This window comes from Streptomyces sp. SID12501 (assembly GCF_010550245.1).
In the GTDB taxonomy this organism is placed as follows: domain Bacteria; phylum Actinomycetota; class Actinomycetes; order Streptomycetales; family Streptomycetaceae; genus Streptomyces.
Map to the genome: position 1 here is coordinate 151,411 of NZ_JAAGLU010000012.1, position 25,250 is coordinate 176,660.

At 69.2% G+C, this 25,250-nt stretch carries 19 protein-coding genes; 10 read left to right on the forward strand and 9 right to left on the reverse strand.

The annotated features are described in order from the left end of the window. Nucleotides 1–121 precede the first annotated feature (121 nt). Complete coding sequence (locus tag G3I71_RS16585; RefSeq protein ID WP_164315477.1) at nt 122–760, forward strand: GNAT family N-acetyltransferase; 639 nt, start codon at nt 122–124, stop codon at nt 758–760. Here G3I71_RS16585 and glgX read toward each other — a convergent pair. Then, nucleotides 753–3,092 (reverse strand): glycogen debranching protein GlgX, encoded by a 2,340-nt coding sequence (gene glgX / locus G3I71_RS16590; RefSeq protein ID WP_164315479.1) that lies wholly within the window; start codon nt 3,090–3,092, stop codon nt 753–755. The two genes, G3I71_RS16585 and glgX, sit on opposite strands and share 8 nt — an antisense overlap. Before the next feature lie 203 nt (nt 3,093–3,295). Here glgX and G3I71_RS16595 point away from each other — a divergent pair, with 203 nt between their 5' ends. From G3I71_RS16595 to G3I71_RS16620, 6 genes are all read left to right on the forward strand, one after another. Further along, nucleotides 3,296–4,522 carry an Ig-like domain-containing protein gene (locus tag G3I71_RS16595; protein WP_164315481.1) on the forward strand — a complete coding sequence of 409 codons (1,227 nt, stop codon included), beginning with the start codon at nt 3,296–3,298 and terminating at the stop codon, nt 4,520–4,522. Nucleotides 4,523–4,817: 295 nt separating this feature from the next. Further along, nucleotides 4,818–6,029, forward strand: a complete 1,212-nt coding sequence (locus G3I71_RS16600; RefSeq protein WP_164315605.1) for an Ig-like domain-containing protein — start codon at nt 4,818–4,820, stop codon at nt 6,027–6,029. 92 nt (nt 6,030–6,121) lie between these two features. Further along, nucleotides 6,122–6,889: an enoyl-CoA hydratase/isomerase family protein gene (locus tag G3I71_RS16605; protein WP_164315483.1), complete on the forward strand. Its 768-nt coding sequence runs from the start codon at nt 6,122–6,124 to the stop codon at nt 6,887–6,889. Between the two features lie 346 nt (nt 6,890–7,235). Beyond that, entirely contained in the window at nt 7,236–7,739 is a 504-nt protein-coding gene (locus tag G3I71_RS16610) for an ATP-binding protein (RefSeq protein ID WP_164315485.1), read from the forward strand. Nucleotides 7,740–7,857: 118 nt separating this feature from the next. Further along, nucleotides 7,858–8,649 (forward strand): polysaccharide deacetylase family protein, encoded by a 792-nt coding sequence (locus G3I71_RS16615; RefSeq protein WP_164315487.1) that lies wholly within the window; start codon nt 7,858–7,860, stop codon nt 8,647–8,649. Further along, nucleotides 8,649–9,854, forward strand: a complete 1,206-nt coding sequence (locus G3I71_RS16620) for a YncE family protein (protein WP_164315489.1) — start codon at nt 8,649–8,651, stop codon at nt 9,852–9,854. Before G3I71_RS16615 ends, G3I71_RS16620 begins: the two co-directional genes overlap by 1 nt. Before the next feature lie 40 nt (nt 9,855–9,894). Here the strand turns inward: G3I71_RS16620 and G3I71_RS16625 are convergent, their stop codons facing one another. Beyond that, complete coding sequence (locus G3I71_RS16625) at nt 9,895–10,533, reverse strand: GNAT family N-acetyltransferase (protein WP_164315491.1); 639 nt, start codon at nt 10,531–10,533, stop codon at nt 9,895–9,897. A gap of 56 nt (nt 10,534–10,589) precedes the next feature. Between G3I71_RS16625 and G3I71_RS16630 the strand changes: the two genes are divergently transcribed. Next, the gene (locus G3I71_RS16630; protein ID WP_164315493.1) at nt 10,590–11,504 is read left to right on the forward strand and encodes a MerR family transcriptional regulator; all 915 of its coding nucleotides are present in this window, start codon (nt 10,590–10,592) and stop codon (nt 11,502–11,504) included. Between the two features lie 42 nt (nt 11,505–11,546). Further along, nucleotides 11,547–11,759 carry an EF-hand domain-containing protein gene (locus G3I71_RS16635; RefSeq protein WP_164315606.1) on the forward strand — a complete coding sequence of 71 codons (213 nt, stop codon included), beginning with the start codon at nt 11,547–11,549 and terminating at the stop codon, nt 11,757–11,759. A gap of 52 nt (nt 11,760–11,811) precedes the next feature. Here G3I71_RS16635 and G3I71_RS16640 read toward each other — a convergent pair whose 3' ends face one another. Together G3I71_RS16640 and G3I71_RS16645 are read right to left on the reverse strand one after the other, a co-directional pair. Next, complete coding sequence (locus G3I71_RS16640; protein ID WP_164315495.1) at nt 11,812–12,357, reverse strand: cyclic nucleotide-binding domain-containing protein; 546 nt, start codon at nt 12,355–12,357, stop codon at nt 11,812–11,814. Between the two features lie 14 nt (nt 12,358–12,371). After that, nucleotides 12,372–12,932: a glycoside hydrolase family 25 protein gene (locus tag G3I71_RS16645; RefSeq protein ID WP_164315496.1), complete on the reverse strand. Its 561-nt coding sequence runs from the start codon at nt 12,930–12,932 to the stop codon at nt 12,372–12,374. Between the two features lie 517 nt (nt 12,933–13,449). Here G3I71_RS16645 and G3I71_RS16650 point away from each other — a divergent pair. Beyond that, the gene (locus G3I71_RS16650) at nt 13,450–14,385 is read left to right on the forward strand and encodes a LysR family transcriptional regulator (RefSeq protein ID WP_164315498.1); all 936 of its coding nucleotides are present in this window, start codon (nt 13,450–13,452) and stop codon (nt 14,383–14,385) included. A gap of 245 nt (nt 14,386–14,630) precedes the next feature. Here the strand turns inward: G3I71_RS16650 and G3I71_RS16655 are convergent, their stop codons facing one another. The 5 genes from G3I71_RS16655 to G3I71_RS16675 form a co-directional block, all read right to left on the reverse strand. Then, nucleotides 14,631–15,287 carry a formyltransferase family protein gene (locus tag G3I71_RS16655; RefSeq protein ID WP_164315500.1) on the reverse strand — a complete coding sequence of 219 codons (657 nt, stop codon included), beginning with the start codon at nt 15,285–15,287 and terminating at the stop codon, nt 14,631–14,633. A gap of 275 nt (nt 15,288–15,562) precedes the next feature. Then, complete coding sequence (locus G3I71_RS16660; protein ID WP_164315503.1) at nt 15,563–17,347, reverse strand: type I polyketide synthase; 1,785 nt, start codon at nt 17,345–17,347, stop codon at nt 15,563–15,565. Between the two features lie 159 nt (nt 17,348–17,506). After that, the gene (locus G3I71_RS16665; RefSeq protein ID WP_164315504.1) at nt 17,507–23,479 is read right to left on the reverse strand and encodes a type I polyketide synthase; all 5,973 of its coding nucleotides are present in this window, start codon (nt 23,477–23,479) and stop codon (nt 17,507–17,509) included. 58 nt (nt 23,480–23,537) lie between these two features. Continuing rightward, complete coding sequence (locus G3I71_RS16670; protein ID WP_164315506.1) at nt 23,538–23,732, reverse strand: MbtH family NRPS accessory protein; 195 nt, start codon at nt 23,730–23,732, stop codon at nt 23,538–23,540. Continuing rightward, nucleotides 23,729–25,033 (reverse strand): cytochrome P450, encoded by a 1,305-nt coding sequence (locus G3I71_RS16675; RefSeq protein WP_164315508.1) that lies wholly within the window; start codon nt 25,031–25,033, stop codon nt 23,729–23,731. Before G3I71_RS16675 ends, G3I71_RS16670 begins: the two co-directional genes overlap by 4 nt. Nucleotides 25,034–25,250 lie beyond the last annotated feature (217 nt).

Genomic DNA, 25,250 nt, shown 5'->3' on the forward strand with positions numbered 1-25,250 from the left:
AAGGTGTCCACGGACCGGAACCCACGCTGAATTCGCGCGACAGGACGGCCACGACTCTGGAACCGTGGGCGGCCGGGTCCGGCCGGGCCCCGACAACGTGTGCGCACTGGACGGGTGATCGATGGGTTTCACGCTGGACGGCCCAGTTCTGGAGGGCTCGCTCGTGCGCCTGGAGCCGCTGGACCGGCGTCACGCGCCGGATCTCGCCGCCGCGGCGGAGGAGGACCGTGGCTCGTACCGGTTCACCTGGGTGCCGACGGCGGCGGAGGTCGGCGGGTACATCGACGCCCAGCTCGCCCGCGCCGCCGAGGGGAAGCTGGCTCCGTACGCACAGGTGGACCGGGCGTCGGGACGTGCGGTCGGGGTCACGGCCTACTGGGACCCGCGGCCGTGGCCGGAGGGCGAGGGCCTGTGCGCGATCGAGGTCGGCTTCACCTGGCTCGCGGCATCCGCCCAGGGCACCGGGCTGAACACCGAGGCCAAGTACCTGCTGTTCCGGCACGCGTTCGAGAACTGGGACGTGGCACGCGTCGACCTGAAGACGGACGCGCGCAACGGCCGTTCACGGGCCGCCATCGAAAGAGCGGGAGCCCGCTTCGAGGGCGTACTGCGGAACTGGTCCCGCTCATGGGTACCGGGCGAGGACGGCCGGCTCCGTGACTCCGCGATCTTCTCGATCACCGCGGAGGAGTGGCCGGACTGCCGGGCCGGCCTCGAACAACGCCTCACGCGGGTGACACCGGGGCCGACCCTCACCTGACCACCCGCAGCAGCAGAACAGCCCTCCCCGGCACACCGATCTCGTCCCCCGCCCGGTACTCCACCCCCGGCGCCTCCCCCTGCTCCTCCCGTGACGTGTCGACGACGACCTCGTACCGCTGCGCCCAAGGGGCCCCCGGCAGCGCGAAGTTCGTCGGGAGGTCGCCCGTGTGGAGGATCGCGAGGAAGCTGTCGTCGGTGATCGGGACGCCCCGGGCGTCCCGGCCCGGGATGTCGCGGCCCGACAGATACATGCCCAGGGTCTCCGCCGGGGCGTACCAGTCCCCTTCCGTCATCTCCGTGCCCAGGGCGGTGAACCAGGCCAGGTCCCTCAGTCCGTCGACCGGATGGGCCCGGCCGGAGAAGAACGCCCGCCTGCGCAGTACGGGATGGCGGTGCCGCAGGTCGATGAGGCGGGCGGTCAGTTCGGTCAGCGCGCGCCAGCCCGGGTCCTCCAGCAGGCTCCAGTCCACCCAGCTGATCTCGTTGTCCTGGCAGTACGCGTTGTTGTTGCCCCCCTGAGTACGCCCCAGCTCGTCGCCCGCGACCAGCATCGGAACGCCCGTCGACAGCAGCAGAGTTGTCAGCAGGTTCCTCAACTGACGGCGCCGCAGGGCCAGTACGTGCTCGTCGTCCGTCTCGCCCTCAGTGCCGCAGTTCCAGGCGCGGTTGTCGTCGGTGCCGTCGCGGTTGCCCTCCCCGTTGGCCTCGTTGTGCTTGCGCTCGTACGACACCATGTCCCGCAGCGTGAAACCGTCGTGCGCCGTGACGAAGTTGACCGAGGCGTAGGGCCTGCGACCGCCCCACGCGTACAGGTCACTCGACCCCGACAACCGGTATCCCAGGTCCCGTACGTCCGGCAGCGCCCCCCGCCAGAAGTCCCGGACCGCGTTGCGGTAGCGGTCGTTCCACTCCGTCCACAGGGGTGGGAACGCGCCGACCTGGTAGCCCCCGGAACCGACGTCCCACGGTTCCGCTATCAGCTTCACCCGGCGCAGTACCGGGTCCTGCGCGATCACCGCCAGGAAGGGGGAGAGCATGTCGACGTCGTGCATCGAGCGGGCCAGGGCCGCCGCCAGGTCGAAGCGGAAGCCGTCCACCCCCATCTCCGTCACCCAGTACCGCAACGAGTCCGTGATCAGCCGCAGTACGTGCGGCTGGACCACGTGGAGCGTGTTTCCGCAGCCCGTGTAGTCCGTGTACCGGCGTGCGTCGCTCTGCAGCCGGTAGTAACCCCGGTTGTCCATGCCCCGCAGGGACAGCGTCGGGCCGTGTTCGTCCGCCTCCGCCGTGTGGTTGTAGACCACGTCGAGGATGACCTCTATGCCCGCCGCGTGCAGTGCGCGCACCATGCGCTTGAACTCGCCGACCTGCTGGCCCGCCGTACCCGTCGCCGCGTATCCCGCGTGCGGGGCGAAGTAGCCGATCGAGTTGTAGCCCCAGTAGTTCTTCACGCCCCGGCGCAGCAGATGGTCCTCGTGCGCGAACTGGTGCACCGGCAGCAGTTCCACCGCCGTCACGCCCAGCTTCGTCAGGTGTTCTATCGCGGCCGGGTGGGCCAGGCCGGCGTACGTGCCCCGCAGCTCCTCCGGGATGTCCGGGTGCAGCTTGGTGAAGCCCTTGACGTGGACCTCGTAGATCACCGAGTCCGACCACGGCGTCTTCGGGCGGCGGTCGTCCGCCCACTCGTCGTCGGGGGCGTCGTCGTGGACGACGACGCCCTTCGGGACGAACGGCGCCGAGTCGCGGTCGTCGCGCACGGTGTCCGCGACCTGTTGCTGGGGCCAGTCGCGGACGTGCCCGTACACCTCGGGGGGCAGATCGAAATCGCCGTCCACCGCGCGCGCGTACGGGTCGAGAAGCAGCTTCGCCGGGTTCCAGCGGGCGCCGGTCCACGGGTCCCAGCGGCCGTGCACGCGATAGCCGTAGCGCTGGCCCGGCATGACCCCGGGCACGAAGCCGTGCCATATCTCGTGCGTCAGCTCGGTGAGGGGGACACGGGTCTCCACCTCTCCACCGCCCCCGTCGCCTTTCTCCACCTCCCCGAACAGGCACAGCTCCACCGCCTCCGCCCCGCCCGCCCACAGCGCGAAGTTGGTGCCCGACACCCCGTCCGGGCCCGTGCGGAAACGTGCGCCCAGGGGCATCGGCGTCCCCGGCCACACGGGAACGGCGGGCAGCGCGGCGCGTGGCGCACTGTTCGGCGCGCTGTCGCTTTCGGTGTCCGGATGGGTACCGGTCGTGAGATCGGTGTCGGGCATCATGGCTTCGGGGTGCCTCTCCTCGACGGTGCGCTGTTTCGCGACCGCCTTCTGCTCAGCTGCGCTGGACACCTCTCCGCCTCCCGCGACTCGTGGAAAGAGTAGAACGAGTGAAACGAAGCGAGTACAGCTAGAACAAGTGTGCGGCGTCCCGGCCGCGGCGCCCTGTCGTGTCGGTCTTCGTGCCGTGCTTCGCGTCGTTTCTCCCCCTGTTCTGCCCAGAGCGTGGCTCGCACTCACGTTTCCCCAGGACGTGCCGCGTCGTTGGGTCCTGTGTGAGGCACGTACAAGGGCGCGCTGGGCGCGCGAGAGCCGGGCTGGTCGCCGTACTGACATGGGCAGGACTGCTGGCCGGAGCCGCCGGCTGCACTTCGGAGGGGGTGGGCGGGGCGGACTCGGTGTTCGGGAAACCCCGGGCGCCGCAGGATGTGATCCGCGTCTCGCCCGACGACGGCAGCCGTTCCGTACGCCCCGACAACCCCCTTCTCGTACGGGTGCCCAGCGGGCGCCTGGAGTCGGTGAAGGTCGTCAGGGCCCAGGACGCGCAGGATTCGGCGGTGTCCGGGCGGATCTCCGAGGACGGGCTGTCCTGGCGGCCCGACGACGCGCGGCTCGCGTTGGCCGCCAGGTACACGGTCGATGTCGTGGCGCTCGACGCCCACGGACGCCGTTCGGCCCGGCACACGACCTTCACCACCTATGTGCCCGATGAGCGGTTCATCGGATACGTCACCCCGGAGAACCGCGCCACCGTCGGCACCGGAATGATCGTGTCGCTGGAGTTCAACCGCGAGGTCAGGAACCGGGCGGCCGTCGAACGCGCCATCCATGTCACCGCGGAACCCGCCGTCGACATCCGGCCGCACTGGTTCGGCGCCGAGCGCCTCGACTTCCGGCCCGAGGAGTACTGGGCGCCGGGCACCAGGGTCACCGTCGATCTGGCGCTGCGGGACGTCGAGGGGGCGCCGGGGGTGTACGGGATCCAGCGCAGGACGTTCACCTTCACCGTCGGCCGCAGCCAGGTGTCGCTGGTCGACGCCGCCGCGCACACCATGGAGGTGCGGCGCGACGGCGACCTGCTGGCCACGGTGCCGATCACGGCGGGGTCGCCGAAGAACACGACGTACAACGGGAAAATGGTGGTCACGGAGATGCTCGAAGTGACCCGGATGAACAGCCGTACGGTCGGTTTCGGTGGTGAGTACGACATCCCGGACGTGCCGCACGCGATGCGGCTGACCACCTCCGGCACCTTCCTGCACGGCAACTACTGGGCGCCGGACGCCTTCGGCAACACCAACGTCAGCCACGGCTGCGTCGGGCTGAAGGATGTGAAGGGCGGCAGTTCGGACAGTCCGGCGGGCTGGTTCTTCGACCGGAGCCTGGTCGGGGACGTCGTCGAGGTCGTCCACAGCAAGGACAAGAAGGTCGCTCCCGACAACGGACTCGGCGGGTGGAACATGGGCTGGAAGGAGTGGACGGCGGGCAGTGCCGTGAAGTAGCGGGAAGTCGAACGATGTAGCGATCACCGAAGTGCTGCAACGGTCACCGGAGCGACGTAAACAGTCGGGTCCGACAATCTGATGATGTTGGGACGGAATGGTGACCTTCAGGGGCCGCCATAGGGCGTGACCTTGTGCTTAATATGCGCCCTGGTGCGCGGGACGCGCCGGGGAAGCGGGCCTGAGTCAGGCCACGGGGAGGGGAGAAAGCTTGAACACGCGACCGATATCGGGGGCTTCGGCTGCGGCACGGCGGGACGGGGTACGGGTAAGCGGCACACGAGGCATACGGGGCATACGGGGCAGCAGAGGGCCGCTGGCGCTGCTCGCCGGTGTCGTGCTCGTCGCCGCGACCGCGTGCGGCGGGGGCGGCAGCAGCGGCTCGGACTCCGGGTCCGACGACGCCAAGCCGAAGGGCAAGGACTCCACCACCGCGACGACCCAGCAGTCGCAGGCGGTCGTCACCATCGCGCCCAAGGACGGCGCGAAGTCCGTGGACACCAGCGGTGCCCTCAACGTCAGCGCCGCCAAGGGCAAGCTGACCGAGGTCAAGGTCGAGGACTCGAAGGGCAACGCGGTCGCGGGCACGCTGACCGCGGACAACACCAAGTGGGCGCCCGCGGCGCATCTCGCCGCGTCGACCACGTACAAGGTGCACGTCGTGGCGAAGGACACCGAGGGGCGCACGGCGGCGGAGGAGTCCTCCTTCACCACCCTCACCCCGAAGAACACGTTCGTCGGTACGTTCACCCCCGAGGACGGTTCGAAGGTCGGCGTGGGCATGCCGTTCTCGATCCGCTTCACCCGGGGCATCACGCACCCCGAGGACGTCGAGAAGGCCATCACGGTCAAGACCGAGCCGGCCGTCGACGTCGAGGGCCACTGGTTCGGCAACGACCGTCTCGACTTCCGCCCGGAGAAGTACTGGGCGCCGGGTACGAAGGTCACCGTCGCCCTCGCTCTCGACGGTGTCGAGGGACGCCCCGGCGTCTACGGCAAGCAGGTCAAGCAGGTCTCCTTCACCATCGGCCGCAGCCAGGTCTCCACGGTCGACGTCAAGACCAAGAAGATGGTCGTACGACGTGACGGCAAGGTCATCAAGACCATCCCCGTCACCACCGGCAAGCCCGGCTACGACACCTGGAACGGCCAGATGGTCATCACCGAGCGCCTCGAAGTGACCCGGATGAACGGCGAGACGGTCGGCTACGGCGGCGAGTACGACATCAAGGACGTCCCGCACGCCGCGCGCCTGACCGACTCCGGCACCTTCATCCACGGCAACTACTGGGGCGGCGACGCCTTCGGCAACTACAACGCCAGCCACGGCTGCATCGGCCTGCGGGACGTGCGCGGCGGCTACGACAGCGGTGTGGCGGCGGCCTGGTTCTTCGACCGGTCGATGATCGGCGACGTGGTGATCGTGAAGAACTCCAACGACCGGATCGTCGACCCGGACAACGGGCTCAACGGCTGGAACATGTCCTGGGAGAAGTGGAAGGCGTAACCTCCTTCCTTTCCTTCGCCACGACGTTCTGCGGGCCCGGTGTGACTGACAGCACCGGGCCCGTTGTCGTTAGCCCCCGTTAACCTGCGTACATGACTGTGCATCTCGAAGTCGCCGAAGGCGTCGGCACGATCCGGCTGGACCGGCCGCCCATGAACGCGCTGGACGTCGCCACCCAGGACCGCCTCAAGGAACTCGCGGAGGAGGTCACCCGTCGAGAGGACGTACGGGCGGTCGTCGTGTACGGCGGGGAGAAGGTGTTCGCGGCCGGCGCGGACATCAAGGAGATGCAGGCCATGGACCACGCGGCGATGGTCGCCCGGTCCAGGGACCTGCAGGACTCCTTCAGCGCCGTCGCCCGTATCCCCAAGCCGGTCGTCGCCGCGGTGACCGGCTACGCGCTCGGCGGCGGCTGCGAGTTGGCGCTCTGCGCGGACTACCGCATCGCCGGCGACAACGCGAAACTCGGTCAGCCGGAGATCCTGCTCGGAGTGATTCCCGGCGCGGGCGGTACGCAGCGGCTGGCCCGGCTGATCGGCCCGTCCAGGGCCAAGGACCTGATCTTCACCGGACGGATGGTCAAGGCCGACGAGGCGCTGTCGCTCGGTCTGGTGGACCGCGTGGTACCGGCCGCCGACGTGTACACCGAGGCGCACGCGTGGGCGGCGAAGCTCGCGCAGGGACCGGCGATCGCGTTGCGCGCGGCGAAGGAGTCGATCGACGCGGGTCTGGAGACGGACCTGGAGACAGGGCTCGCGATCGAGCGGAACTGGTTCGCGGGCCTGTTCGCGACGGAGGACCGGGAGATCGGGATGCGAAGCTTCGTGAAGGAAGGCCCCGGCAAGGCGAAGTTCCTCTGACTCCCGCTGCCCCCTGCTGACTCCCGCTGGGTTCCACCGAGTTACAGCGAGTTCCACCGCGTTTCACTGATTTTCGTCGAACAAAGTACTTGCAGTTGACGCGGTGTCTTATCCGGGTCCCTCGATCGGGCGGTTTATGGGAGCCTTAAGGCAACCTTAAGTCTGTGTTGTCGAGGGGGCCTGTCGCTTGCCCGAAAGTGAGCTTCCGTCGCAGGTCGGAGGGCCTCCAGGGGTCGATTCGATGCCAACGGCATATGCCGAACGGCTCATTCGGAATGATGTGTTCCGGGGGGCGTATTCCTTCGGAACGGCCCCCGGGGGCGGCTCGGGCCGCCATGATGGGGGCATGGCGGGGCTGGAGGGCATGGAACAGCCGCGGGGACACGGCCGTGCGACCGCGGCGCGTTGGTCGCCTGCGGTGGAGGACGAACGGGCGCTCAAGGCGCTCGAGTTGTTCGGAAACCCGACGGAGGCCGAGGTTCCGCTGCCGTCCCGCCCCGAGTCCGCCGCGACCGCGCGGCGCCTCACCCAGGTCGTCGTGCTCCGGCAGTGGGGACTGACCCCCAAGATGACGGAAGACGCGGTACTGCTCGTCTCCGAACTGGTCGGCAACGCGGTGCGTCACACCGGCGCGAGGGTGTTCGGCCTGCGGATGCGCCGACGCCGCGGCTGGATCCGGGTGGAGGTCCGGGACCCCTCGCGAGGGCTGCCGTGTCTGATGCCGGTCCAGGAGATGGACATCAGCGGGCGGGGGCTGATGCTGGTCGACAAGCTCTCCGACCGGTGGGGTGTCGACCTGCTGCCGCGCGGGAAGACCACGTGGTTCGAGATGCGGGTCGCAGACCGGTAGAGCGCGTGACCGGGCGCGGTGCCGCCTGACCGTATGGCTGCCTGACCGTATGTGCGGTGACCGTATGGCGGGCCGTCGATCGGGCTAATCGCCCGTTTTCCGGACCAACTCCCCTTAAATGGTGCGGGTGACCACGACCGACCGTCGGGCGGTGCTGCGCGCGGGCGCCGGAATCGTTGCCTCGGGGGTGCTGACCACCGGGTGCGCGACCGGTACCGCGACCGGCGGTACCGCCGCTCACCCCGTCGCCGCCTCCTCCCCAGCACCGGCCTCCCGTACTCCCGCCCCCGCTCCCGCGCCTCTCCTCCGCTACCCCGCCCAGATCCTCCACGGCCCGCGCGACCGCCCCCGGGTCGCCCTCACCTTCCACGGCAACGGCGACCCCGCCACCGCGCACGCGCTGCTCGCCGCCGCCGAGAAACACGGCTCCCACATCACCGTGTTCGCCGTCGGGACCTGGCTCGACGCCCATCCCGGCCTCGCTCGCCGCGTCCTCGACGGCGGTCACGAACTCGGCAACCACACCCTCCGGCACCTCGACATCAACGCCATGCCGGAGGCGGACGCCGACGCCGAGATCAGGGGGTGCGCCGAGCGGCTGAAGGGGCTCACCGGGTCCATCGGCACCTGGTTCAGGCCCTCGCGGGCCGCCCGTGCCTCCCCGCTCGTCGAACGGCTCGCCCAGCGGGCCGGCTACCCGCACGTCCTGTCCTACGACGTCGACCCCCTCGACTTCACCTCGCCGGGCGCCCCTGCCGTCGTACGCAACGTCATGGCCGGCATCCGGGCCGGATCGATCGTGAGCCTGCACTTCGGCTACGCGGACACCGTTGCCGCGTTCCCCGGCCTCCTGCACGAACTCGACCGCTGCGGCCTGCGCGCGGTGACCACCACGGAGTTGCTGACCTGATGCCCGCCGCCACCACCGTCATCGCCCGCGCCCTCGTCACGGGGGCCGCTCTCACCGTCCTCGCCGGACTCGCCGGCTGCGGCACCGAGGCCCGCGACCAGCCGGACCGGCCCCTCGGCACGGTCAGGCCTGCCAGGCCCGCCGTCCCCGCCAAGCCTGCCGAGCCCGTCGTCCGGGGACTGCCCGGGATGCCGCCCGTCCTCCACCCGCGTGATGTGTACGCCGCCGACCGGCCGGGCAGGCTGTCGCCGGTCGTCCGGGACTTCCCGTCCCGCGTCTACGTGCCCAACACCGAGTCCGACACCGTCTCCGTCATCGATCCGAAGACATACGAGGTCGTCGACACGATCCACGTCGGGCGCCAGCCCCAACACGTCGTGCCCTCCTGGGACTTGAAGACCCTCTGGGTCAACAACAACCGCGGCCACACCCTCACGCCCATCGACCCGCGGACCGGGAAGGCGGGCGAACCGGTCGACGTCCACGACCCGTACAACCTCTACTTCACGCCCAACGGCAAGTACGCCGTCGTCATGGCCTCCCTCGACCGTGAGCTCGTCTTCCGCGACCCGCACACCATGAAGATCGCCAAGACCGTGCCCGTCAGCTGCTACGGCGTCAACCACGCCGACTTCTCCCTCGACGGCCGGTACTTCATCGTGTCCTGCGAGTTCAGCGGCGAACTGCTCAAGGTCGACACCGAGAAGATGAAGGTCGTGGCGCAGCAGAAGCTGCCCTTCGAGGGCGCGATGCCCCAGGACGTCAAGATCTCGCCGGACGGGAAGCGGTTCTACGTCGCCGACATGATGGCCGACGGCATGTGGGTCCTGGACGGCGACACATTCACCCGGCCCACCCTCCTGCCCACCGGCAAGGGCACCCACGGGCTGTACGTCAGCCGCGACTCCCGCGAGATGTACGTCTCCAACCGGGGCGAGGGCACCGTCTCCGTCTTCGACTTCGAGAAGGGCGAGGTCACGAAGAAGTGGCGGCTGCCCGACGGCGGCAGCCCCGACATGGGCGGCGTCTCCGCCGACGGCAAGGTCCTCTGGCTGTCCGGGCGTTACGACGACGAGGTGTACGCCATCGACACCCGCACCGGGAAGCAGCTCGCCCGCATCCAGGTCGGCCGCGGCCCGCACGGCCTCGCCGTCTACCCGCAGCCCGGCCGCTATTCACTCGGCCACACGGGCATCTTCCGCTGATCCGCGCCCGGTTGGCCCACCCAGGGTGCCGTGCCCGTGTCTACGGGGCGAGCAGCAGCGCCTCCCCACCCACCGGCACGAACCCGGCCGCCTGGAACGCCCGCACACTGCGGGCGTTCCCGGGAGCCATCTGCGCCCACACCGGCTCCCCACCGCTCAGCTGCCGCGCGGCAGACGCCAGCGACCGGCCGAGCCCCCGGTGCCGTACCGCCTCCGTCACCTCCACCGCGGCCTCCAGCCGGCCCGCGACCCCGCGTCCGAGGATGAGCACCCCTCCGTCGGCCGCCCACACCCGGACGTCGTCGCGGTGCTTGTGGGCCCGGGCGATCCGGTGATGCCCGGGGTCGTCGATCTCCGTCAGCGTCAGCGGCGGGTCCCCCGGGACCGGGGAGGCGACGGCGAGGAGGTCGATCGTCTCGTTCGAGCGGCCCGTACGGTCCATGAGGGCGGCCAGGAAGCGCGGGTTCATCGGCGCGGAGAGCGCGTCGCTGTCGACGCCGGCCAGGGTCCGGCGTACCCACTCGGGGTCCTCGTCCGTGAAGACGACCGCGTGCGCGGTGAAGGAGAGCACCCCGGCGTCGCGGTGGGAGGCCTGGGGCACGATCGTCGTACGGCCGTCGGGAGGCGGGAAGACGCCCCGCGCCACGGAGTCGAGAATGTCCTTCAGCGTTTCCCCCACAGTGCCCCTCCCTGCCTCTTGAGTCTCCACCCACTGGAAGGCCCAGACTGGCCATCATGATCGATGACGGCACCGGACATCTCACCATCGGCGAGCCGGCCCGGGCCACCGGACTGACCGTACGGACCATCCGCTACTGGTCCGACGAGGGCGCGCTGCCGCCCGTCACCCGGTCGTCCGGCGGCTACCGGCTGTACGACGCCGGTTCCGTGGCCCGCCTCGAACTGATCCGCACCCTGCGCGAGTTGGGCCTCGGCCTGGACCACGTACGCGCGGTGCTTGCCGGGGAGACGACGGTCGCGGAGGTGGCCGCCGCGCATGTGGCGGCGCTGGACGCGCAGATCCGGACGCTGCGGGTGACCCGCGCGGTGCTGTCGTCCGTGGCGAGACGCGGCTCGACCGCTGAGGAGATGACTCTGATGAACAAATTGGCGCGGCTGTCGGCCGCCGAACGCAAGCGGATCACCGACGACTTCATGGAGGAGACCTTCGGGGGCCTCGACACCGCGGACCCGGACATTCGCAACCGGCTGCGGTTCGGTCTCGGTGAGTTGCCCGAGGACCCCACGCCCGAGCAGGTGGACGCCTGGGTGGAGCTGGCCGAGCTGATCCAGGACCAGGGTTTCAGGACGCGCATGCGGCGGATGATCGAGTTCAACGCGGGGGACCGGGGCCCGGATGCGCGGGCCGGTACTTCCCTGTGGTTGATGAGCCGGCTGGTACAGCTCGCGGGCGAGGCCCGGGAGCGGGGCGTCGAGCCCGGGGAGCCGGAGGCCGAGGAGGTGCTGGCCGGGCTGCTCGGCAACGCCGACCGGGCCGCCGTACTGGAACGGGTCGAGTTCGCGGCGCACGACGAAATGGCCCGCTTCCGGGAGCTGAAGGCGCTGGTCCGCGGCACGGACCCGCTGCCCGCGCACCGTGAGGAGTTCGCGTGGGTGGTCGCGGCGCTGCGTGCCCGCTCGGCCAGCTAATCTGACCTCGTCAGTAGTACGTACATGAAGGGGCGGGTCCCGGTGGCGGACATCGAGGAAGCACGCAAGCAGTTCGATCGGATCGACACGAACGGTGACGGGGCCATCACGGCCGCCGAGTTCAAGACCGCCCTGGCACAGGCAGGCGACTGGAACGTCACCGAGTCCGTGGCCGAGGTCATCATCGCCTCCCGCGACCTCGACGGCGACAAGCTCCTGTCGTTCGACGAGTTCTGGACGTACCTGAACAAGTAGCGCTGATCAGTACGTGTTCGGGGCGCCCGCCGGATCGTCGGCGGGCGCCTTCTCACGTCCCCGCGAGCGCGCGGGTCACGAACGTGTCCAGGACTCCCGCGCCGGCCTCCGCCTCGCGGGTGCGCCCCGCCATTGCTCCAGCCCCCGGCTCACCGTGCCCGCGAGCTGAGCACCAGCCCCGGACCGGTTCAGTGATGCCCGTGCGCTGTATGTCGGCCTCGCGCAGCCGCCCCGACAGCGTCTGCTCCGGCGCGGCGGTCACCCCGGTGCTGGAACGGGCCGGCAGGTGCAGCAGGTCGGCCGGCGTCGTCGTGCGGAGCGAGGCCGGGCGGCGTCTTCCCTCCAACCCCGCCTGCTCACCGAGGAGTTCACTGGGACCGCACAGCAGTACCACCAGATGGTCGGAGTCCTCGCCCTGCGCCAGGAACTGCTCGTCGGCGGGCAGCGACACACGGGTCGCCACCCGGGGCGCGGCGGCCCGGTCCGCGGACGCCAGGGCCGCCCGGAAGGTGGCCGGACGACGGCTGCCTGTGCCCGTCTCGGCCAGGGAGCGCCCCCGGTCCGGGTTGTGCGGCTGTGCTGGAGGAGCGGAGGACATGCCGGTCCTACCCGTCAGGCGAAGGCCGCCCACTCCTGCAGCGCCTTCTTGGTCGCGAAGTCGCCGACGTTCGTGTCGACCGGGTCGTCGGTGTACTGGTGGAAGCGCCACGTCGCCTGGATACGGGGCTCACCGGCCGTCACGTAGTCGGCTATCCACAGTCCGTCGCCGGAGTAGGAGGTCACGTCGACGTTCAGCCAGTAGTTCCTGTTGCAGTAGAGGACGACCCGGTTGTCCGGCCGCAGTTCCTTCAGCTCGCGGATGAAGGTGTCCTTCTCGGCGTTCGACGCGTGGGTGCCGTCGCCCGTCGTCTCCCAGTCGACGGCGAGGATGTCGGCGTCGGCCCTCGCCGAGGCCTTGCTGAGGAAGTACTCGGCCTGGGCGGTCAGATTTCCGGGCCAGAGGAAGTGGTAGAAGCCGACCACGCAGCCGGCGTCCCGGGCCCGCTCCGTCTGCGCCGCGAGCTTGGGATTGACGTACGAACGGCCCTCCGTCGCCTTGATGAAGACGAAGGAGAGTCCGTCCGTGTCATAGGTGGAGGACTGGTACGCACTCACGTCTATGCCGCGAAGCATGGGGTGCTCCCTGAGGTGCCGGTAGGGGACAGGAGTTGCCGATTCCCCACCGTTGCACAAGTGATTCCGCGGCACGGGTGATTGCCGGTTCAGCCTCTGGTCGCCAATGAACCCGGCGCCGATGCCGACTTCGCCGCCCGGTCCGAGGCGATCACGATTGTGATCCACTGTGATCCACGGCTTTACAGATGTCGCCGCCGGGCGAGTGCCGTCGGCCGTGCGGACCGGTTCCTCCTTCCACTTCTCGGGCGGCTCCGCCAGGAAGCACGAGTCCGGACCGCCCGGGAAAACCGGACCGCCTATTCAACCTTCCTATACACCCACGGGTTTGACATCGCCACGGTCGATCACTGGTGGCCCGATAGGGAAAAGTTCCAGCCAGATCCGGCCCGATTTCACCAGTAGACACTGGAACATCCTGACAGTTGAATGTTGATGGATAACCTGTGGCCGCCTTTTCCGGCACGTGGAAATCGGCGGTCTACGCTCTGCTTGGGAAATGAAAGGACGACCCTGAATGAGCCGTCGGCCGGAGTTCAGCCTCACTCAGCTTCTCTACTTCGTCACCATCGCCGAGACAGGAAACATATCCGAAGCCGCCGAGCGCCTCTACGCGTCCCAGTCCGCGGTTTCCACCGCGATCCAACGGCTGGAGCGGCAGCTGGACAACCAGTTGCTCGTACGCCACCACGCCAAGGGGGTCAGTCTGACCTCGGCCGGCAAGTTACTCCTCAAGGATGCGCAGGCGATATTGCAGCAGGCCTACGCCCTGAACCGACACAGCAGCAGGCTCCAGGGTGAGTCTGCGGAGTGCCTTGATGTCGCGTCCTACAACATGATCACCTCTTGCCTGATGCCGGGAGTCATCTCCCGCGTCGCCGATTCCGACCCCCGACTCACGGTGAACGTCCATGACGTCCACTCGCCGTTAGACCTGCTGGTGAACGGCACCTGCGAGTTAGCGGTGACCTACAGCATCACTTCGTCGGAGAAGACCGTTTTCACGGGACTGGTCGAGCCCACGCTGTACGCACTCACCGCACAGGATCATCCGTTGGCCGATTCAAAAAGGGTGAGGTTGGCCGATCTGGCGAGGTATCCGCTTCTGATGTCGGATTCGCCTTCCTTCGTCGATATTCGCGTGTACGTGGAAAAGGCCTTCGAAAAAGCGAACATCTCCATGCCCAAGGTTATTTATGCAACCGGATTGGAGGCCATGCGTGCTTTGACCGGGGCCGGCCTCGGATTCATGCTGACCTATGCCAAGCCCCCGTCGGGAGACGCGCCGGACGGAAGCCGGACCGCCCTGGTGACCATCACCGACGACCTTCCCCCGCTGTCCATCGGCGTGCAGATGTTGCGGAGCGCCGAACCGACCCAGCGTGCGCGGAACTTCGTGACAGCCCTCCGTATGACGGCCCAGCAGATCTACACCCCGACGGCCACCGTCTGAGCAGCGGTCCCTCCTTGTGTGTCCCTCGTCCGACGGCAGGAGCCGGCCCGGTCGACCGGCCGCCGGGATTGTCCCGCGACAGTCCCGATGGCCGGTGAGTGCCGTGGCGGGTGCGTCGGCCATGCCCCTGGTGCGGTCTGCCGGGCCGGCCGAGGGCCTCAAGGCCGCCGACCGACGCCTCCCGGGGCGCGGTCTCGGTGCCTGGTTCCCCCTCCTTGAGCGGGGGTTCCATGCCACGCCTGGCTTCACCGTGCGTGAAGTGCCCACTTGCTGCCGTCGACGGGCGTTGCTCCGGGCAGTGCGATGAGTTCGGGTTTGAACAGCGGTGCCGAGTCCATCGCAGGCTCCCAGGTCGCCAGCTTCTCGTCCTGCGGGACCTCGATCCGCCTGCCCTCGGCGAGGTCGGTGACCACCCGTAGCAGCAACCGCACGCCCAGCGGGGCCAGGTGATCGCGCCACAGGCTCCGCGCGGTCGAGCCAGGGGGCACGAGCAGGTGTTCCTGCGCGGCGACAGGGCCGGCGTCCGTACGCTCGGTCAGGTGGTAGATGCTCCCGCCCGTTACCTTGTCACCGTCGCGGATCGTCCACCGGATCGCGTCCCGGCCGCGATGCAACGGCAGCAGGCTGGGGTGATAGCCGATGGTGACATCCGCCCTGGCACGCGTCCGGCGGCCGATGAAGGCATGCGAATGCGCGGCGATGATGATGTCCACCCCGTCCGGGATATGCATTGCGCGCAGCTCGGCGGAGTCCGTCCACTGGATGTTCCTGGGATACGCCCAGGCACGCAGGCGGTCCCAGGACATCGCGTTGCTCTCGTCGGAATGCCCCTTGCGCAGGCGGGGGGCAGCCGCGCCGACTATCTTGTGGCCTTCGTCCAGCAGAGCATCCGCGACCTCCACTGCGAATCCCCCTTGTCCTGAAAGGTAGATGTTCACTCGTACTCCCGGCGATCGCTGGTCGGCTGTCTGTTCAGTACGGGTAGGAACTCGTCCAAGGCGCGGAACCGGCTCAAGGGCGGCTCCGGACCTGGAGGGCGCCCGACCCGGTCATCGCCATGTCCGGAACAGCGGTCGGCGCGCGCTCACCGTCGGTACGGCGGGTGCGCACCGACAGCGTTCGTCTCAGGTGGTGAGAGGAGGCGGGTCCGGGGCGGCCGGCGCCGGTGTACTCGTGGTCACCAGTTCGTACGCCAGAACCGGCGCGGCTCGAACGGGTACGTGGGCAGGGGCACGCGATGGCTGGCCTCGCCCAGGTGCAGGGAGGCGAAGTCCACCCGCTGGCCGGTCACCCAGGCGACAGCCAGATCGGACAGCGCCTGTCCGTCGTTTCCGGACGGCACGAGCCCGTCGTCGTTGCGCCGGAGGGAATCGGCCTTCACCAAAGGCGCGGCGGCGGTCTCGGTGGCCGCGCCGCGGGGGGCGTCGTGGGACAGCGCGGCGATCAGCTCCGCACGGCTGCGGACCACGGCCGCCCAGCGGCGAGCCATCACCTTGCGACCCAGGTTGAGGCTGAAGCAGACGTCGTCCAGGCGCAGCTCGGGGTTGGCGACCAGCCAGTCCTTCAGCTTCGCGCGCTGACGGGCCAGCGCATCGTCGTCCAGGGCGGACAGCGTGGCCAGTCGTGGCCTGCCCTCGGCCTCGGGGGCACGCTCGGCGAGGGTCGGCGCCTCCTCCAGCACCAGATGCGCGTTGTAGCCACCGCCACCGAGCGAGGTGATGCCCGCACGGCGGATGCCGGACGCGGTCTCCCAGTCCGCCGTCTCCACCTGTGGCACGAACGGGGTGCTGGAGAGGCCGAGGTCCTCGTTGATCTCGGTCAGGTTGATCGTCGCCGGCAGCTTCTTGTGGAAAAGGGCCAGCGCGGCCTTCACCGCGCCGAAACCGCCCGACACCACACCGGCGTTGCCCACGTTGCCCTTGACCCCACCGAGCGAGGTGATGCCGGTCTGCTTGCCGAACGCCATGCTCGCCGCGTTGATCTCGAGCTCGTCGGTTATCGGCATGCCGAGACTGTTGGCCTCGTACATGGACACGGTGTCCGGGGTGACCCCGCTGACTTCCATGGCGTTGGCGATGCACGCGCTCAGCCGCTCGGGCTGTGCCATGCCGTAGGCCACCGCGCTGACGCCGTTGTTGTTGACCGCCGAGCCCTTGACCACGGCGTAGATGTGGTCGCGGTCCCCGACGGCCTGTGCCAGCGGCTTGAGCAGCACGGTGACGATGCCGCTGGACAGCACTGTGCCGGTGCCGTTGGCGTCGAACGGACGGCAGTGGCCGTCCTTCGACAGGATGCGGTTCTCTTCCCACAGATGACCGCGGGGGTGCGGCAGACGGACCATCGCGCCACCGGCGACAGCCATGTCGGTCTGGCCCAGCAGCAGCGACTGGCAGGCCAGGTGCACCGCATAGTGGAAGCCGGCGCAGACGGCCGCGAGGGTTATGGCCTCACCCTTCAGCCCCATGTAGTACAGCGCGTTGGACGTCATGGTGTCCGGCGACCACGCCGCGCCGGCCTCCATCGCCTCGGGGCCGGTGGACACCCGGTCCGGCGGGGAACTGTAGAGCGCGGCGGTCTGCGCGTTGTTGGCGCCGTACATGCCCACTTCGCCGTCGACCCGGTTCGGGTCGTAGCCGCCGTCCTCGAGCGTCTCCCACACGCTCTCCAGGAACAGCCGGTTCTCGGGGTTCATCGCGGCCGCCATCCGGTCGCTGATACCGAACACCGACGGATCGAACTTGTCGTGTGTGTCGAGGACGCCGCAGGCAGGCACGTAGAACGGGTTGTGGATCAAGGTCTCGTCGACGTGGATGTCGTCCTTGTCGAGGATGGTCAAGGACTCCCTGCCGTGTACGAGGTTGTCCCAGAACTGTTCCTTCGTGCGGGCCCCGGGGGCCCGCAGGGACATGCCGATGATGGCCACGTCACCCGGGTCGTAGGTCTGCTCAGGGCTGTCGGACATGGAAGGCTCCTGCCTTGAGGGGTTGAGTGGGGGCGCAGTTTCCGGTGCGGGTGGTGCGGTCGCGCGGCGTGGTGCGGCGGCGGGCCGACCTGGCCACCCCGGAGGCCGCTTCGGGGGCCCTGGCCGCTTGATCGAGGAACCGGGCGTGCGGGGTCCGTGTCACCGGTCTGTCTCTTCGGGACCGGTGCTCGGCGTGATGTCCTCAAGTGCCAGGTCGGGCTGGGCGATCGAGTCGAAGAGCACCGTGCGGTAGAGGGTGAGCAGTGCCGTCACGGTCTCCTCCTCCAAGTAGCTGGGCTTGTACTGGACGTGGCCGCACGCCTCGCCGGAGATGTCCGCAATGGATATCTCCAGGTCGAACTTGGCGAAGTGCCTGCGCACCGGCAGCGGTTCGAACGGCAGGGCGCTGTCGGGCGCGATGGTGTCGCCGATGCCGTGGAAGAGCTTGGTGGCGCGGGGGAAGGCGTCCGAGGACAGCCAGTTCACCGCGACGTCGAACCACGGCGGCCGGCCCTCGGCCCTCGGCGGTTTCAGGACGGATGCCAGCCGATCCAGGGGATAGTTCATGTGTTCGAGCAGGCCGAGCGAGAACGCGTGGACCTCGCGCAGCAGGTCTCGGAAACCGCGGTCGCCGGCGGGATTCGCACGTATCAGCACCGTGTTCAGGTAGTAGCCGATGGCGGATTCCCAGCCGGGCTCACCGCGTTGGGCGATGGCGGTGGCCAGCACGGAGTCCTTGACGCCGGCCGCGCGGTTGAGCGTGGCGAAGAAACCGGCCAGTACGACGGTGCTGATCGACACGCCTTCGCCGACCGCGAACTCCCTGAGCCGACGGGTCTCGTCGGCACTCCAGCGGAACCGGAGGTCGCGGCCCTCGTAGGTGACCCCGGAGGGGCGCTCCCTGGTGGACAGATCGACGTGGGCCGGCGGGTCGGCCAGCTGCCGCGACCACCAGTCGAGTGCCGCGTCGGCCGCCGGGCCGGCCAGCCACTGCCGCTCCCGCTCGACGAAGTCCGTGTACGGGGGGATCGGGTTGGCGGCGGCGGGGTCGGCACCCTCGTAGAACTCCTGGAGTTCACGGAACATCACGTCGGCCGAGGCCGCGTCCGACGCGATGTGGTGCACGAGCACCAGCAGGTAGTGGTCCGCCGCCCCGCGGGTCATGAGGACCACCCGCACCAGTGGCCCGTTGTCCAGGTCGAGGGGCAGGTGCCCGTACTCGGCCAGTTCCTCGCGGGCTTGTTCGTCGTCCCGGTCCGAACTGTCCACCACGATGAACTCGTACACCGGTTCGTCCAGGATGACCTGGTGCGGGTGGCCGCCGGCCTCGACGAAGATCGTGCGCAGCGCGGGATGCCGCTCCATCACGGCCCGCACGGCGTGATCGAGCCTCTGTTCGTCGACGGTGGTCCGGATCCGGGCGGTCATCATGAGGTTGTACGGCACCGCGTCCGGATCGACCTGCTGCATGAACCACAGCGAGGCCTGGCCGTGCGATGCCTGCGCCAGTTCGAAACCGAGACCGTCGGCCCGCAGCTGCTCCGACGCCGGTGCGTCGGTGAGCTCGAGCAACCCGCGCGCGGCCAGTTCGTCCACCAGGTCCTCGGCATCCAGGTCGGACAGGTCGTCGAGGAACGCCTGGGGCGACTTGGCCTTGGGCGCGGGCCCGGCCACCGCCTTCGGCGCCGGCCCGCCGACGATCTCGACGAAGTGGGCGAGGACCTGGGATATCGGCCGCCCGTCCAGGAACACCACCGGCGACACGCGGTGCCCGAACAACGCCTGCAACCTGTTGACGAGGCGGATCGCCAGCATCGAGTCCAGGCCGAAGTCGCGCAGGCCGGCGTTCTCGTCGAACCTGCTCACCGGCACGCCCAGCGCGTCGGCGAGCTCGGCGAGGACGACCTCCGCCACCGACCTGTCGGCGGTCGGCGGGCTCTCCACCTGCTTCACCGCCGGGTCGGCCACGATCACGGCGGCCGGGGCCGGGGCGACGTCGCGCCGGGGCGGGGTGTCCAGCCAGTAGCGGTCCTTCTGCCACTGCACGAGCGGGGTTTCCACGACCTCGACGTCGTCGGCGAACAACGAGTCGAAGGCCAACGCGACGCCCCTGACGTACAGCGACGCGGCGGCCCCCAGCAGACACCGGACGTCGCTTTCGCCCCGCCGCAGAGAGTTGACCGCGTGGACCTGGGTGCCCCGGTCCAGCGCGATCTCCTCGACCGCGCCGCGCAAGGTCTCGTGCGGGCCGATCTCGATGAAGGTGCCGACGCCGTCCTCGACCAGCGCACCGACCGTCTCGGCGAACCGGACCTGGTCGCGCAGGTTGTGTGCCCAGTAGTCCACGTCGGGGACCGGGTTCACCGTGCCGGCCAGCGCCGTGGAGTAGAAGTCGACGGTGCCGGTCAGGGGGGTGATGCCGTCGATCATCTCGCGCAGCGGCGGGATCAGCGGATCCATGCCGGGGCTGTGCGCCGGCCGCTCGATCTGGACGTGCCTGGTCGAGACACCGGCCTGCTTGAGATCGGTGTCGAAGGCGTGGATGGCGTCGGGCGGGCCGGACACCACCGCGTTGGTGGGGCTGTTCACCGCGGCGACGGTCACTTGTCCGGCGTACGGGCCGATCCTGCGCAGCAGCTCCTGCTCGGGCAGTTCGACGGAGATCACGGCGGCGGTGGCGGCCTTCCGTTCGATCAGGTGCGACCGCGCGACCACGACGCGGGCGGCGTCCTCCAGGGACAGCGCGCCCGCGACGCAGGAGGCCGCGACCTCACCCATGCTGTGACCGACGACGGCGGCCGGCCGGAGACCGAGTTCGAGCCAGACCTTCGCCAGCGAGACCTGCAGGGCGAACAGGACGGGTTGCTGGACGTCCGTTTCGTCGAACCTGGACAGTTCGGCCGGGGCGGCGAGCTGATCGAGCACCGAGCAGCCGCCCGCCGCGCGTACGGCGGTGTCGCAGGCGTGCATCCACTCGCGGAAGCCGGTGTGCGAGCGCATGAGTTCCCGTCCCATGCCCACCCAGTGCGTGCCGCCGCCGGAGAACACCAGTGCCACCCGCCGGTCGCTGTTGCCGACGACCGTGCCCGTGACGACGTCGGGGTGCGGTTGGCCGGCGGCGACCCGGGCAAGTCCGTCAAGGACTTCCTGACGGTTGCGGGCGAACAGTGCCACCCGGTGGTTGTGGTGGGTACGCCTGGTCGCGAGCGTGTGGGCGAGGTCGGACACCCGCAGGGCCGTGTTGCGTTCGACGTGGTTGGACAGCTCACGGCAGGTGTCGGTCAGCGCGACCGCCGAGTGCCCCGTGACGGGTACGAGACGCATCGGCTCGTCCGCCGCGACGTCGCCCGGGACGGGTGCGACATGCCGTCCCCGGTCACCCGCCAGGAACGGACCGACCGTCACGGGGTGGCCGGCCACGTGCAGCGCGCCCAGCGAGCCCAGCAGGGTCGAGGCCTCGTCGGCGCCGCGCCGCAGTGAGGGCAGGGTGGTCGCCGACAGGATCTCGCTCACGGACTTGAGCAGTACGGGGTGCGGACTGAGCTCGATCACCGCGTCGATGTCGTGGCCGCGCAGGGCCTCGACGGCGTCGACCACCCGGATCTCCTGGCGCAGGTTGTCCGCCCAGTAGTCCGGCCCGAGCTCCGCGCCGTCGACCGGTTCGCCGGTGACCGTCGAGATCATCGGGAGGCGCGTGGTGCGGGGCTGGATGCCGGCGAGTTCGGCCTTCAGAGGGGCGAGGACGTGGTCGACCAACGCGGAGTGCGGTGCGTGGCCCATCCGTACCCGGTGGTTCGTGACGCCCTTGTCGGTCAGCCGCTGGACGAGGTCGTCGATCTCCTGCGGTGTACCGGTGACCAGGGTGGAGTTCGGTCCGTTGTAGCCGGAGACGGTGAGCCCGCCGGTCAGGTGCTGCCCGACCTCGTCCGCGGCGGTCATGACGACGATGCCGTCGCCGTGTCCCACGGCCAGTTGCTGGAGGAGCCGGCCGTGGTGGGCGGCCAGGTGGGCGGCGTCGTCGAAGTCGAGTGCGCCGGCGATGTGGGAGGCGGCGAACTCACCGACGCTCTGTCCCACGACGACGTCCGGCTCCACTCCCAGGGAGCGCCAGGCGTCGGCCAGGGCGACCTGCATGCAGAACAGCAGCGGCTGGAAGACGTCCATGTCGTCGATGCGGCCGTCGGGCGCCAGCAGCTGTTCGACGAGCGAGAAGCCCAGAAGCTCCCGCATCCGCTTGTCGGACCGCATCATGGACCGCCGGAACACGGGCATGCCGCCGAGCAGTTGCCTGCCCATGCCCAACCACTGCGAGCCGTTGCCCGAGAACAGGAACGCCACCCGCTGCTTGCGTTCGGCGCTCTCCCCGACACTCAGCCCGGCAGCCGTCGTACCGGCGGTGAAGGCGTCCAGTTGCGCCCGGAGCTCGGTCATGTCGCGGGCGGCGGCCGCGAGCCGGAACCTGCCGTCGCCGGGTGCCCGCCCGCAGACCGCCCGCCGATCGGTCTCGTCACGCAGCGCCGAGACCCGGGCGGCCAGCGCCTCCCTGGAGTCCTCGGCCAGCAGCAGAAGCGCGGCTTCGGGGCGCGGCATCTCCTCGACGGCGAGGTGGCAGATCGCACCGCCGAAGCCGAACGAGCTGACGCCCGCGCGGCGCGCGTCGGACCGTCGCGGCCACGCCGTCAACCGGTCCTGGACCGTGAGGTTGTACTCGTCGAAGAGGATCTGCGGGTTCGGGCCGGCGTAGTGCAGGCTCGCGGGCAGTACGCCGTTGCGGATCGACAACGCGAGTTTGACCAGGCCGACGATGCCGGCCGCCGCCTCCAGGTGCCCGACGTTGGACTTGACCGAACCGAGCCGCAGGGGCTCCGCCCGGTCACCGCCCAGCACCGCACCGATGGCATTGGCCTCGATCGGGTCACCGAGAGGTGTCCCTGTGCCGTGGCACTCGATGTAGTCCACAAGAGAGGGCGCGATGCCGGCCCGCGCGTAGGCGGTGCGCAGCATCAGCTCCTGCGCCTGGGGATTCGGGGCGGTCAGGCCGCTGCTGAACCCGTCGTTGTTGGCCGAACTGCCCTTGATCAGGCAGTACACCGGCAGCTCGCGTTCGAGCGCCACGCTCAGCGGGGCCAGTACGACCGACCCGCCGCCCTCGCTTCTCACCATCCCGTTGGCGCGGGCGTCGAACGGCTTGCACCGGCCGTCCGGGGAGACCGCGCCGAGCTGTGCCACAGCGGTGAAGTAGTCGGAGACGAAGCTCAGGTTCACCCCGCCGGCCAGTACCAGCTCGCTCTCGCCCATCCAGATCGACTGGCATCCCAGGTGCACCGCGACCAGCGATCCCGCGCAGGCGGCGTCGATGGCCATGCTCGGGCCCTGCAGGCCGAGCGCGTAGGAGACCCGGTTGGCGATGAGGCCGTCGTGCATGCCGGTCGCGGTGTGCGGGGTGATGTCGTGGTCGGGGCCGCGGTAGTGCGCCAGCGCGGCGTAGTCGCTGTAGCAGGAAGCCATGAACACGCCGGTGTCGCTGCCGGCGAGGCTGAGAGGCGCGACACCCGCGTCCTCGAGCGCCTCCCAGGCCAGCTCCAGCGCCAGGCGCTGCTGCGGGTCCATCTGGACGGCTTCCCGGGGTGAGATACCGAAGAACAGTGGATCGAACTGGTCGATACCGTCGATGAATCCGCCCCAGCGCACGCTGTCGCCCAGGAGCTCGCGCCGCGCGGCCGGTACCGGTCCTACGGCGTCGCGGCCCTCGACCAGCAACCGCCAGAACGAGGACGGGTCCGACGCCCCGGGAAACCGGCAACCGACGCCCACGACCGCGATGGGCTCACGCGGTACCGATCGGCGGTCGGTGCTCGGGGCGGCGCCGGTGGCACGTGGACCGTCGGCGAGCGCACGGGACAGGGCGTCGATGGTCGGGTACTGCCACATCCAGGTGGCCGGGACCCGCCAGCCGAGGAATTCGGACAACGACACGGCAAGGGCCACCGACCTCGCCGAGTCCAGTCCGTACTGGTGCATCGGTATCCAGCGATCCATCTCGCCCTTGGACACGTCCAGCAGCTCAGCAGTACGGGAAAGTAGGAAATCCGTTATGGCATGCGAATCTCGCACTACGCGTTCTTGCGGCATTTCAGCTCCCCAGCGGGACGGATGGAATGCATGAGCACAGCGACAACGGAGCGACCCTCTACCGCTCCACCGGACCCAGGCTCGTCCAGTTCGCCTCGATGTAACTCAGTGCGCTTTCTCGGCTTTTCTCGGAGAGGATGATGTTCCAGCCGGCCGGAAGATCCAGGAAAGGCCGCCAGAGAGCATGGTTTCCCCGGTCGTTGACGACCACCTGCCAGTCGCCACCATCCGCGTCGAACGGATTGCCGGTCATCGCTTCACTCCGTTCGTTTCGTCTTCGCGTGCCAGTCCGGCATGGTCCGGCCGCAGGCGCACCGGCAAGCTGTGGAAGCCGTTCAGGAGATTCGAGCGGACCCGCAACGCGTAGCCGGTCTGCTCGATGTCCAGGGCGAAGTCCCGCAAGGCCATGAGGAGCTCGGATATCTCGATCTTGGCAAGATAGGAGCCGACGCAGAAGTGGGGTCCGTAGCCGAACGAGATGTGTTTGTTCGGCCGACGCCCAAGGTCGAACACCTCGGGTCGGTCGAATGCCCGTTCATCATGGTTGGCGGAGATGTGCCAAAGGGTGACGATGTCGTCCTTCGCGATGCGGACACCGTGGATCTCCGTGTCCCGCACGGCGCTCCTGCCGAAGTGCATCGAGGGGGAAGCCCAGCGCAGTACCTCGTCGACGGCCGTGTCGACGGAACAGTCACCGTTCTTCAACCGCTGCCACTGGGCAGGGTGCGCGGCGAGCGAATACACGCTGTCGATCATGGTCAGCCGGCTGGTCTCGTCACCACCGATGACCAGGCTGTAGCAGTTGAGCACGACGTCCTCGTCGCTCAGTACGGCCCCTTCGACCGTGCTGGAGGCCAGCGTGCTGATGAGATCGTCGCCAGGGGCGCTTCGGCGCTCCTCCACCAGGTCCATGAAGTAGAGCAGGATCTCGTTGCGGGCCATCGCAGACTCCGTCTCGTCGACGTCGTCGTCATCGGCGCTCAGCGCGGTCTTCGTCTGTTTCAGGAGGAAGTCGCGGTCGCTCTCGGGCACGCCCAGCAGATTGGAGATGGTGGTCATGGGAATTCGGCTGGCAATGTCCAGTGCGAAGTTGCACTCGTCACGTGAGACCGCTTCCCGGACCAGCTGACGCGTGTTCGCCCGCACGGCGTCCGCCACGGGTTTGAGCACACGCGGGCCCAGGGATCTCAGCAGGATCTTGCGCAACTGCTCGTGCCGCGGGCCGTCGGTGACGGCGAGCATCTTGCCCGCGCCCGCGTCGCCGCCCTCCAGCAGGGTCACGAGTACGTTGCCCCGCTCCGAAGTGAAAGCCTCGTCGTCGCGGTGGACGGCCATGATGTCCTCATGGCGTGACAGGACCCAGAAACCGCGGCGGTGTTCCGTGGGCGGGTTCCAGTGAACGGGGCGGGTGTCCCTCAGTCCGCGCCAGAACCCGGAGAGTTCGTGTTCCGCGAACGTGGCGGGGTCGCCGAGGTCGAGGTCGACATCAGTCGGGTCTGTTCCGGCTCTCCGGCCGGCCCGGGCCGGGGACGAGCCGACGCGTTCGGCGCTCACCGGTCCGTCCGCCGGAAGTGGCGACCCGCGAACGGGTGTTCCGTCATTGGTGTCCGCGTACCGACTTCCCTGCGGATGCCCACTTCGTCCCCAGCCCGGTCCGGGCGGGAGCCAGAGTCCTCAAACACGTCGCAGCTGCTTTCCCTGTAGAAGCGGTGCTCGAACGACATCACCGGCGCAGTCCGGTCCGGGGTTCCGAGAACCGCAAGAACGAACC

What these genes read in the sequence shown, in the direction of transcription:
- G3I71_RS16585 (WP_164315477.1), top strand. Translation starts at nt 122, where the DNA reads ATGGGTTTCACGCTGGACGGCCCAGTTCTGGAGGGCTCGCTCGTGCGC.
- G3I71_RS16605 (WP_164315483.1), top strand. Translation starts at nt 6,122, where the DNA reads ATGACTGTGCATCTCGAAGTCGCCGAAGGCGTCGGCACGATCCGGCTG.
- G3I71_RS16610 (WP_164315485.1), top strand. Translation starts at nt 7,236, where the DNA reads ATGGCGGGGCTGGAGGGCATGGAACAGCCGCGGGGACACGGCCGTGCG.
- G3I71_RS16615 (WP_164315487.1), top strand. Translation starts at nt 7,858, where the DNA reads ATGGTGCGGGTGACCACGACCGACCGTCGGGCGGTGCTGCGCGCGGGC.
- G3I71_RS16620 (WP_164315489.1), top strand. Translation starts at nt 8,649, where the DNA reads ATGCCCGCCGCCACCACCGTCATCGCCCGCGCCCTCGTCACGGGGGCC.
- G3I71_RS16630 (WP_164315493.1), top strand. Translation starts at nt 10,590, where the DNA reads ATGATCGATGACGGCACCGGACATCTCACCATCGGCGAGCCGGCCCGG.
- G3I71_RS16640 (WP_164315495.1), bottom strand. Translation starts at nt 12,357, where the DNA reads ATGTCCTCCGCTCCTCCAGCACAGCCGCACAACCCGGACCGGGGGCGC.
- G3I71_RS16645 (WP_164315496.1), bottom strand. Translation starts at nt 12,932, where the DNA reads ATGCTTCGCGGCATAGACGTGAGTGCGTACCAGTCCTCCACCTATGAC.
- G3I71_RS16650 (WP_164315498.1), top strand. Translation starts at nt 13,450, where the DNA reads ATGAGCCGTCGGCCGGAGTTCAGCCTCACTCAGCTTCTCTACTTCGTC.
- G3I71_RS16660 (WP_164315503.1), bottom strand. Translation starts at nt 17,347, where the DNA reads ATGTCCGACAGCCCTGAGCAGACCTACGACCCGGGTGACGTGGCCATC.
- G3I71_RS16665 (WP_164315504.1), bottom strand. Translation starts at nt 23,479, where the DNA reads ATGCCGCAAGAACGCGTAGTGCGAGATTCGCATGCCATAACGGATTTC.
- G3I71_RS16670 (WP_164315506.1), bottom strand. Translation starts at nt 23,732, where the DNA reads ATGACCGGCAATCCGTTCGACGCGGATGGTGGCGACTGGCAGGTGGTC.